Source organism: Rathayibacter sp. AY1B7, from assembly GCF_002932735.1.
Classification (GTDB): Bacteria; Actinomycetota; Actinomycetes; order Actinomycetales; family Microbacteriaceae; genus Rathayibacter.
In genome coordinates, this window is sequence record NZ_PSWK01000051.1 from 1 (window position 1) to 9239 (window position 9239).

Sequence of the window (9239 nt, forward strand, 5' to 3'; positions counted from 1 at the left end):
GCGCGAGCGCTGATCGTCGCCGCGGCCGCCTACGGCTGGCCCACCGCGACCGCCCTCGTCTTCACATACGAGACGACCGGCCCCATCGCCCACGTCTGGGGACTGTGGAAAATCCTCGACGCCGACCGGCAGGTGCTGCGCGAATGGGACGAGGAGCCCGGCGACATGACGGATGAGTCCGAGGAGGAACTGATCGCCCTTGACCTCATCAGCAACCGCCGCGCGACCCTCGACTACACCGACTTCGGGAAGCCCATCGGCTCCACGACCCTGATCCTTCACACGCTCACCCTCTGAGCGCGTGTGCGGGCCGACCCTAAGCGGGCCGACCCTAAGCGGGCCGGCCCGCACGAGGGGGAGAACCCCCTCGACCCCCCCCGTCGAGAGCCCGCGTCCTGCCTGTGCTTTCACCGGTGGCTAGGCTACGGACGCGAAAACCGCAGTGATGGCAGAGGGGCACCCTTCGTGACGACCGGACCGAAAGTGTCGATCGGAGCCGGAGTCGCTGGGCTCCTGGTCTTGATCTTCGAGCTCTACGGCCAGGTCAGAAACGGCACCGAGACCTGTTACGCCTGGTACGGCGTTCTCTTTCCCGGCGTGGAAACGGAGACCCTGGCAGGCGCTTCACTGTGGCCGCTCGGCCTCAGGTGCACTTATGAGCGATTGGGCTCCGGTGACGTACTCGCCGTAATCAACCCGAGCTGGTTCCTCACAGCGCTGCTGATCGTGTCGTTGGGGCTGATCATCGGCGGCCTCGTCTATGCCATCCGCTCTCACACCGCTCCGGCCAGATCTGACGCGTAACGCCCCGGCCCCGACCGGGCCGGCCCACAGGGGAGGGAGAATCCCCTCGACCCCAGGGCCTCGCACCACAGCAGCACAGCCAGTGTCATGGCCGGATGCGACGATGGACGCGCTCGCACCCGTCGCGACCGCCGGTCGTCGCGCCTCATCAGACAGGACACCAGCGATGAAGCTCTACCCCGACGTGATCAGCACGCTCCGCGCCCAGGAAATCGAACCTGACGAATGGGCGCGCGAGCACAGCTCGCCCTCCATCGCAGAGTGGGCCGGCGACGCGTGCGGCTGCGCCGACGACCGCTGCATCGGCCACCACCACGACGAGCACGAGGACTGCGGCTGCTTCCCCGCGATGCTCGAGCAGCACTTCGCCCAGGAAGACGCTCGCGGCCACCGGACCCTTAAATGGCGCACCACTCCCGTCAGCGTCGTCGTCTCAGCAGAATCCGACCTCGAGGACTTCGGGCTCCTCGCCCTCGCCGACCAAGACCAGATCGACCTCTTCGCCAGCACCGACGTCGACACGGCGGCGATGACGCAAGAACACACCACCGCCGAAGAGACAGCCCGGATCGCAGCGTTCGCCGCCGAAATGTCCACCGCCGGCTCCCTGAGCGCCGAGCAGTACGAGCAGCTCGGAGAGATCCACCACGCGGTCCTCAACCGCGCCAAGGACGCAGGCGACCCCCGGTACGACCTGTACCGCGAGACGGAACGGCTCTCCCGCGCCATCACCGAGGTCTGGGACCGCGACGTCGCCGCGTACCAGGACGCCTACCTCACCGTCGTCCGCGACACCCTCACCACCCGTGGTCTCACGACCGGCATCAAGGTCGTCGCCTTCGCTGACCGCGACACCGGAATCTACGACGAAGACCTCGCGCACGACCTGCGCGACGTCGCCCTGCTCACCACGCCCCTGCCCGTCATCGGAGCCCCCAGGGAGGAGCGCAAGATGACGGTCGACGCGCTGCGCGCCGCCGGCCTCAGCTACATCGAGCGCGCCCGCGCCGTCGTGTCCGCCGAGGCTGCAGCCGAGTAGCGATCAGCGGCGGGGCCGCGGCTTGTACTTCTTCCCCGCCCGGATGTTCCGGTTCTCGATCACCCCGACCACCGTCAGGCCGGCGGCCACGGCGACGATCAGCACCCACCCGAGCACGTTGAACCACTCACCGGTGAACGCCGCGTAGGTCTGCTCGCCGGCGATTGCGAAGAGCATGAACGATAGCCCGAACCAGACCATGCCGTTGCTGATCAGCGCAGCACGTGCGAGCTTGGTCCGAGGCTTCGACATGCGCCCACCCTCCCACCGGATTCTGGGCGTGTCCACGGAGCCGAGGCGGTTCTAGGGTGAGCGCATGAGCACCCCGACGCCCCGCGAGTTGCTGGCCGTTCACGTCGCCACCGACCCCTCCGGGATCACCGCGACCTTCACTCTGGGCGACCCGCTCGAACTGCCACAGTCGGTGGGATGGTTGACCTACGCCATCGAGCTCACCGGCGCTGATGGCGCCACGGCGAAGCACTTCGGCGTCCGCCTCTCAGAGCAGGAGACGAAGGCGTTCGTCTTCGAGTTCGAGAGCGCCACCCAAGCCAACTACGACGCCACGCACGTCACGGACCGTGGCGCCTCGCTCGTCGCCCGGGTCCCGGACTCCTCACTCGGCGTCGACGCGATCGGCACAGTCACCGGATTCGCCACCATCGAGGGCGAGGACGTCGCCGCCGGCGTCGCCGTCCAGTTGCTTAGGTAGTGCGTGATGCCAGCCATCCGGCCCAGTGGCCCTATCGACGTGTATTCAGCGACGCAGGTCGGTAGCGCCATCCTTGCGATGGCACGCAGCGCGGAGACGATCGCAATGAACGCCTGGCAGAACCCGCCAGCGTCGGGCTTCGGGGCCGGACTCTACATCGACCGCTCCTACACCGCGGCGGTGAGCCAGATGTCGATCTCTGTGGCCAGCGGCCTCGATCACCTCCGCGCGCTGGGATATGCGCTCCAACAGGATGATCCGTTGACCACCTCCCTCGGAACGATCGCTCGTGGAGCGGTCGAAGCGTTGGGGCGAGCCTGGTGGATGCTTTCGAGTGACACGTCGCTTCAGTGCCGGCATCGAGCTGCGCTCCTTCTGGCGAAAGAGGGACAGGGGCTCTACAGCCGAGGCATCATGTCTCCGAACAGCGCCGGTGAGGACGGTCGGGCGCTGTTCGATGCCACTCTCCACTCGCAACTCGCAGAGACCACTGAGGGAGTAGCTGCAACGGAGATGCCGACGTTGCGCCAGTTCCTCAGCAGGACTCCGAGCTTCACCACGCTCGCATCGGAAGTCTTGGATGCGACAGGAATCGACGGGGCCGTGGCTTACTCACGTCTCTCCGGCATTGCTCACGGCGAGTCGCTGCACTTGATGGCTCGAGGCGTGTCCACGACTCCGACGACCGCCGGACTTGCGCAGACCTACGAGTGGGTCGCACAGGTAACGCGCTACCCCCTCGATGCCCTCCACGTCACCATCGAACTGCTCGTTCGGAGGTGGGGAACCGCGAGTGAGGCGGAAGAGTGGCAACGTATCCGCGATATATCCTTCGATCAGATTGGAGCCGTCCTCGATGCACGTTGAGTCGCCTGGCGCGACACTCTCCGCCAGACCGGACGACGAGACTCGCTCGACCTAATCCGGCCGGACCTAGGGTGGGCAGATGAGTCGTCGTTCTGTTGCACTCACACTCCTGCTGGCTGTCGTGGGCACCATGACCGCGTGCGCGCCAGGGCCCGTTGATCGCGCGCAGCTCACCCAGTGGCGCTCGGATCGTCAGGCTGACATCGACGCGGGAGGTCCTTTCCTCGCTGTGCTGTCGTCCGATTCGAGCGCGGGGCAGGAAGGGGATCGGCTGGAATCTGCCTTCGACCAACCGGTACTGCCCGGCGCCATCACCTTCGAATGCTTCGGGGATGGCACGGTCGAACTGCATCTCGACTCCGACTCCAAGACCGGCACGGTCACGACAGGCAAGACCACTGTCCAAACCGTGGACTGCGGCGACGGTCCGCTCGACATCGACCCAGCCTCCCTCGGCACCGACCCAATCGACCTCGTCGGCGCGGCTACAACTGGCGCCGATCGCGACACGGCATGGTTCCTGACCGTGCGTGAGGCGTAGAGCACGCACTGACGGCCCGCCGCTCATGTCGGCTCCTGCGGGGCAAGCTAGTTCGTCCCGTAGGGGGATCGTTCACCGGTCGCGTATCCAGCTACGGGCAGCGGTAGGTCTTCGCGAAGTCGGTTGCCGTGAACTGCCTTCCCTCGGTCATAGAGGTCAGTGACGGGCAGATGTCGTTGTTGTGCGCCGCCGCTACGAAGGGGGTCGCTGCTTGTGGGACGCAGCCGTAGTCCTGGTCGGGCTGGTCGAGGATTCGCAGCTGACCTGTCTCCCCGGCGGCGAGGTGAAGATCGGACCAGGAGCAGGACCAGGTGAGTGAGGCTCCGGTGTCGTTGGTGATGCTGACGTAGTGGGAAGGGCCATGCACTCCGAACAGCAGATCACCCACCCACAGAACCGCGGCCGCCACGACGGCTAGAGCTCCCAGCGCGATCGACAGTCTCACCAACCGTCGTTGGCGGGGTGGTGTCTGCCGGTCCGGCGAGAGTCTGCTCGGGTCCCAGCTGTCCAGGCGTTCAACCACGGCGTATCCACCCCTCGGCGCGACGTGAAGCGGCCTCGATCGCCGCCGAGCTCGTTACCTTGAGTTCTCCCACGGGAGAACAGTAGGCGTGACGCGGCTCTCACCACGAGGAGCTACCGACTCGCGACCGAGAGTGTCCTGTAAGGGGATCGATCCGCGGGACGCTTTCAGCGGACTGCTCGGAGGGGCTACTGCTCGTCTTTCCGGGCTGCTCGGCCGACGAAGTGCACGGACCGTCGAGCGTCGACGAGTTCGCGCTTCTCGAAGTGGCGAACGACGAAGGCTCCTGCGACGAACGAGTAGCCGATGCCCTCCGCGATTCGTGTGAGGACCGGGATGGTGCTGATGATCTGTTCGACGGTGGGTGATCCGTTGGCTTGGTAGGGGGCGATCCAGAACGGCACGATCGTGCCGAAGACGATGCCCAGGAGAATCCCGGCGACACCGATCCAGAACATGGAAGTGGACGAAAGTGCTCTGAGCATGGGATCCCCGGAATGTTCGGTGGGCGAGTCGAGAGGCGCCGCTGTCGGACGCGCCGTCCTCGCTCACGGCTGATCGGTCTGGTTACAAGCGCAGGTTGAGCGCGGCGAGGACGGTGACGAGGCCGGCCGCGACGACGACGACCGTCAGTGCAACGCGCCCCGCCGTACGGCGGAGAAGGCCGGTCATCGTGGCGGCGTCCGCCACGCGAGTCGCGATCACGAGGTCAGGAACGCCGGCCGGCGGTTGCGGTGGCGTCGTGGAGTCGTCTTCGCTGGCCGGGACGCTCACGGTCTGCTGAGCCGGCTCGATCCGATCGGGCAGCTTCTTGAAGCGGCCATCATTCGATTCGCCCACAGCGACCTCCCCAGCGGTCGCCGCATCGCGACCCTCCTTCGTGACTGTAGCCGTGCAACTCCATTGCGTCAGCGTGAGCGCGTAGCGGCCTGGAGCTGGAGACTGCTGCGGCGCACGTCTCCTCTCCACTCCTCGAGCGTCCACCGATCGGGTCCCGTAGAGGAACCTGCTGCTTCCCGAGCGCGCTGCTCGCTGCCATAGATTCCAACGACGTCGGTGGCGTCTGCCCAGAGGGCTGTCCTGAGGAGGAGGTAGTGCTCACCGTCACTGCTGTTCTTCACGCCTCGGATCCTCGTCGGTTCCGACGTCGTTCGGTCACCGTGGCGCGAGGTATCACAGTGCTGGCGCGCGTCCCGTATCGGGATCCTAAACCGGTCACCTATAGCGGCGTTTCTCGCGGCGTCGTTGCGCTCCTCAGCGCGTGTGTTCTCGCGGCACTGTGCGACTGGGCTACTCCGCGTCGTCGCTAGCAGTGTCGCCCCGGCCGCTTGCAAGAGGTCTGTAGCTGGGCAGAGGGGTGGAGCTCGCATCGAACCCCTCAGGGCGATCGTCTCCGTGATCCGCGGTCTCGCGGTCGGCTTCCATGCGCTGCCGCCGTGCCTGCTCCTCGGCCACGGCAAAATCGATGAGCCTCTTCGATCCGTACATACGACCACCTCATTCCTCGGAGTGGCGAGCGTATCGACCTCGGCTGGGGAAGGCGTCATCCCGGTACACACGACCGCTGCCCGCGGTTCCCGCCGCAGCCGACGTCGCCCGTGCCCCAGGTCGCTTACCGGCATTCGCTGCAGCGTGTTCCGTATGGGGATCGATCTGCGGGACGCTTTCAGCGGACCGCTCGGAGGGGCTTGGCGTCGTCGTCGCTTGCTGGTGATGCCGCCAGGGTCGACCGCAGGTCTTCTCGTGCTCGTTGGTAGCGGGTGCGTGCCGTGGACGCGGGGACGCCGAGGAGTTGTCCTGCTTCGGTGATGGAGAAGCCGTCCCAGTGGATGAGGCGGACGAGCTCGGCCTGTTCTGGCGCGAGCCTGGCGATCGCATCGCGCACGTCGACTCCTTCGTCGGCGGGGCGTCCTTCGGTAGGAGCGGTCGCCAGAACGCCGCGGAGCCGGCCGGAGAGGTCGGCTCGCCTGTTCTCAGTGCGGGTGCTGTTCGAGAGGACGTTCCGGGCGATGCCGAAAAGCCACATCCGCGACTCCTCCGCGGTGCGGGGAAGGGCGCCTACGCGGCGCCATGCGGTGAGCATGACGTCCGCGAGTGCGTCGGCGGCGTCCTCGAGAGGGAGGCGGCGTTGCAGGTACTTGAGCAGGTCAGGCGAGGCGACGCGCAGCGCCTCGGTGAGTCGCTCCGCCTCGTCGGTCTTCCTGCGGGTCACCAGGTCGCTCCGGGGCAGTGGGCCTCGCCCGCGATGCTGAGGTTCGCGGCGTCGACGTCGACGTTCTGCGCAGTGAGCTCGGCGTCGAGAGCGTTGCTGATGATGCGCCCGACGGCGGTCGAGTACTCCCGGTCGGCGTTGTAGAACTCGGTGCCGTAGCCGGCCGGCGTGCGGGATCCGTCAGCGTTGATGAAGGATCGGTCCTCGGTACGCAGCTGCGCGATGGTCTCCTGGAGTGCCCCGTCGCTGAGGAGGGCGTCTATGTCGGTCGTCTGGTAGAAGTTATCGACCACGGCGACGGCCGCCGGATCGGTTCCTTGAACGTCTCCCATGCGCTCCTCACACTGAACACCGCTGGGCAGCGAATAGGTGATCGAGGCGTCCGGCGTCTCCGCCCACGGCGACCACGCGCCCGTCGCCGCGGCGGCCGCGGTCGCCATGCCACCGAGCAGTACCAGCGACGCCACTCCGGCGACCGCAGGACGCGCCCAGCGGTGACGGTTGACGCGGGCCTCTGCCGCCGCGAGCTGCTGAAGCTCGGCCAGCTCGACAGCGACGTCGTTCGTCACTGTCGATGTGCGGGGGCTGGACTCATCCAGCAGGACGTCCAGGGGGTCTCGGTCAGGGGCGGCAGTCATGACGGGCTCCTTCGAAAGCGGGTTCATCCTGTACATGTCCACCCGACCCGCAAACGTCTGCCGCAGCATGAAACCGGCTCGCCGCCCTCGTCGCGGTGCCAGCGCCGACGCCGGACGTCAGGTCGCGAGGGAAGAGGCGAGTTCGGCGGGCGCTCCTGCGGAGCGGGGCTGCCACGACTCGAAGACGCCGTAGGCGATGATCCGCTCCGCGGTCGACAGCAGCGGATTGCAGCTCGTCATCGTGATCAGACGATCCGTCGGAACGACGTCGCTCGTCCAGGGGACCGGATCGATGACCTGCACTTCGGAGGGCTGCACGTATTCGAGGTTCCGGAACCGATAGGTGTACCAGCCGTCGGCGGTCTCGATGTAGATCGCGTCACCTAGTTGCAGCTCATCGATGAGGTGCATTCCTCCGCCGGCGGCGGAGCGGTGCGCCGCGATCGCGAAGTTCCCCATTTCGCCGGGCATCTGCGTTCCCGGGTAGTGGCCGATGCTGCCCACGTCGAGCACGTTCTCCGCGTCGACGCCCTCAGCGATCGTGCGCACCCACCCCTCGCCGTACCGGGGGATGTAGAGGTTGCCGAACGTGGTGTCCAGAGCTGCGACCGGCGCGATCACCGGGTCACCGGGGACGGCCGGCTCAGCGGTCGGCTCGGACGGCGCCTCCGCGGACGGCGCGTCATCGCCCCAGCTCTGGCGCAGCTCGGCCGCTTGATCTTCCTGCCGCCCTGCGATCACCGCATCGTTCCACCACAGCTGCCAGGCGAGGAACAGCAGAACGAGCACCCCTGCGGTCATCAGCAGCTCACCCAAGACGCCGAAGAAGGACAGGCGGCGACGAGCCGGACGACGTCGGCGCCGCGACACGTCCACGGATGACGAAGCAGTCATGCGCAGGAGTCTAGGTGTGCCGCTCTCACCCGCATCGCTGCTGGAGATCGTTCACCGAACGAGCGATCGCCCTGGTGAAGCTAGCTGCGCGGAGAGGCGTCGTTGTGCCAGTACGCGGCAATTGCCGAGGTTCGCCGCACTACCGCGTCCGCCGAGGCAGGCGCCGGCCACAGATACAGCGCGTACCGGTCAGGCGCCGGATGCGCTTCGTCGGCGACATCTTGTCGCCGGCCCTCTTCCATGCCGGAAGCGCACCACCGGGCCCGATAGGCGGACGCCGTGAGCTGGAACGACGCGGCGGAGTCCCCAGACCATCCGCTAAGCACCGCATCCGGTCCTTCGGGCTGGAAGCTCGCCTCGACGATCTCCTCCCACAAGCCGAGCTCAGGCGCTGTGTCCAATGTGCTGACTCGAACCTGTACGTACCCGGTGTGGATACCTGTCCGCATGAAGAGGGCGCCGGGCAAACTCGCTCCGCACAGCCCATTCTCTTGTCCGTCGAACGCATCACGAGGATCCTCAACCGACGCAGCGCCGGTTGTGAGTTGCAGCTGGGAGTAGTGCGTCCACACGGTTCCATCGAAGACGACTGGCATAACAGCCATCCTCCTCGACGTTCCCAGCGTCGCGTCCCATATGGGGATCGCTGGCCGGGCGTCCGGGAGGATCAGCGCATGTTGCCGGATGTCGAGCTTGCCGCAGCGCTCGAGGCTGTCGGGGTGCGGCGGCGGTGCTCGACGTCGACGTTGGGTAGCTTCGGGACATGGATGAAGCCACTGAGCCGTCCGCGCGTGGGTGGCGTATCGATCTCAACGAGCCGCCGAGGCTTCTGTGCAGTGAAGCGGAGGCAGCGCTCGTGCGCGCGTCGGAGGAGAGTGCACTTCTTCGCAGCCAGCCCTCGGGATCCAGTGGGAGGGAGAGGGTCGTTTCTGCTGCGCGCTCCGCTGTTCTTCTCGGTGCCAACGAGGACGAGCTCGCCGTGGCGATGGGGTTCACGCTCGAGGCCGTT

At 66.8% G+C, this 9239-nt stretch carries 15 protein-coding genes; 7 read left to right on the forward strand and 8 right to left on the reverse strand.

Annotated features, from left to right (window positions below):
- From C5C95_RS17620 to C5C95_RS16590, 3 genes are all read left to right on the forward strand, one after another.
- On the forward strand, nucleotides 1–297 hold a 297-nt coding region (locus C5C95_RS17620; RefSeq protein ID WP_181125745.1), incomplete at its 5' end, for a hypothetical protein.
- A gap of 168 nt (nucleotides 298–465) precedes the next feature.
- Nucleotides 466–804: a hypothetical protein gene (locus tag C5C95_RS16585; protein ID WP_146076604.1), complete on the forward strand. Its 339-nt coding sequence runs from the start codon at nucleotides 466–468 to the stop codon at nucleotides 802–804.
- Nucleotides 805–970: 166 nt separating this feature from the next.
- Nucleotides 971–1843, forward strand: a complete 873-nt coding sequence (locus tag C5C95_RS16590) for a hypothetical protein (RefSeq protein ID WP_104277486.1) — start codon at nucleotides 971–973, stop codon at nucleotides 1841–1843.
- Between the two features lie 3 nt (nucleotides 1844–1846).
- On the opposite strand, the gene C5C95_RS16595 is transcribed toward C5C95_RS16590, so the two are convergent.
- Nucleotides 1847–2095: a hypothetical protein gene (locus C5C95_RS16595; protein ID WP_104248327.1), complete on the reverse strand. Its 249-nt coding sequence runs from the start codon at nucleotides 2093–2095 to the stop codon at nucleotides 1847–1849.
- Between the two features lie 64 nt (nucleotides 2096–2159).
- Between C5C95_RS16595 and C5C95_RS16600 the strand changes: the two genes are divergently transcribed.
- The 3 genes from C5C95_RS16600 to C5C95_RS16610 all read left to right on the forward strand — a co-directional run bounded on the left by C5C95_RS16600 (nucleotide 2160) and on the right by C5C95_RS16610 (nucleotide 3963).
- A complete protein-coding gene (locus C5C95_RS16600) occupies nucleotides 2160–2555 on the forward strand; it encodes a hypothetical protein (protein ID WP_104248326.1) in 396 nt (131 codons plus the stop codon).
- A 105-nt stretch (nucleotides 2556–2660) separates the two neighbouring features.
- A complete protein-coding gene (locus C5C95_RS16605; RefSeq protein ID WP_104248325.1) occupies nucleotides 2661–3422 on the forward strand; it encodes a hypothetical protein in 762 nt (253 codons plus the stop codon).
- Nucleotides 3423–3543: 121 nt separating this feature from the next.
- On the forward strand, nucleotides 3544–3963 hold the full coding sequence (locus tag C5C95_RS16610) for a hypothetical protein (RefSeq protein WP_146079379.1): 420 nt from the start codon (nucleotides 3544–3546) through the stop codon (nucleotides 3961–3963).
- Nucleotides 3964–4054: 91 nt separating this feature from the next.
- On the opposite strand, the gene C5C95_RS16615 is transcribed toward C5C95_RS16610, so the two are convergent.
- The 7 genes from C5C95_RS16615 to C5C95_RS16650 all read right to left on the reverse strand — a co-directional run bounded on the left by C5C95_RS16615 (nucleotide 4055) and on the right by C5C95_RS16650 (nucleotide 8826).
- Complete coding sequence (locus tag C5C95_RS16615; protein ID WP_146078503.1) at nucleotides 4055–4330, reverse strand: hypothetical protein; 276 nt, start codon at nucleotides 4328–4330, stop codon at nucleotides 4055–4057.
- Between the two features lie 344 nt (nucleotides 4331–4674).
- Nucleotides 4675–4944 (reverse strand): hypothetical protein, encoded by a 270-nt coding sequence (locus tag C5C95_RS16620; RefSeq protein WP_104224259.1) that lies wholly within the window; start codon nucleotides 4942–4944, stop codon nucleotides 4675–4677.
- A 109-nt stretch (nucleotides 4945–5053) separates the two neighbouring features.
- Nucleotides 5054–5326 (reverse strand): hypothetical protein, encoded by a 273-nt coding sequence (locus C5C95_RS16625; RefSeq protein WP_104227086.1) that lies wholly within the window; start codon nucleotides 5324–5326, stop codon nucleotides 5054–5056.
- 826 nt (nucleotides 5327–6152) lie between these two features.
- Nucleotides 6153–6698 carry an RNA polymerase sigma factor gene (locus tag C5C95_RS16635; protein ID WP_104224254.1) on the reverse strand — a complete coding sequence of 182 codons (546 nt, stop codon included), beginning with the start codon at nucleotides 6696–6698 and terminating at the stop codon, nucleotides 6153–6155.
- On the reverse strand, nucleotides 6695–7336 hold the full coding sequence (locus tag C5C95_RS16640) for a hypothetical protein (protein ID WP_146079378.1): 642 nt from the start codon (nucleotides 7334–7336) through the stop codon (nucleotides 6695–6697). The genes C5C95_RS16635 and C5C95_RS16640 overlap by 4 nt, the downstream gene beginning before the upstream one ends.
- A gap of 117 nt (nucleotides 7337–7453) precedes the next feature.
- Entirely contained in the window at nucleotides 7454–8230 is a 777-nt protein-coding gene (locus C5C95_RS16645) for a class E sortase (RefSeq protein ID WP_104277483.1), read from the reverse strand.
- A gap of 80 nt (nucleotides 8231–8310) precedes the next feature.
- A complete protein-coding gene (locus C5C95_RS16650; RefSeq protein WP_104234405.1) occupies nucleotides 8311–8826 on the reverse strand; it encodes a hypothetical protein in 516 nt (171 codons plus the stop codon).
- 167 nt (nucleotides 8827–8993) lie between these two features.
- On the opposite strand from C5C95_RS16650, the gene C5C95_RS17720 reads away from it, so the two are divergent.
- Nucleotides 8994–9239 (forward strand): hypothetical protein (locus C5C95_RS17720; protein WP_219814775.1); only part of this gene is annotated, 246 nt, incomplete at its 3' end.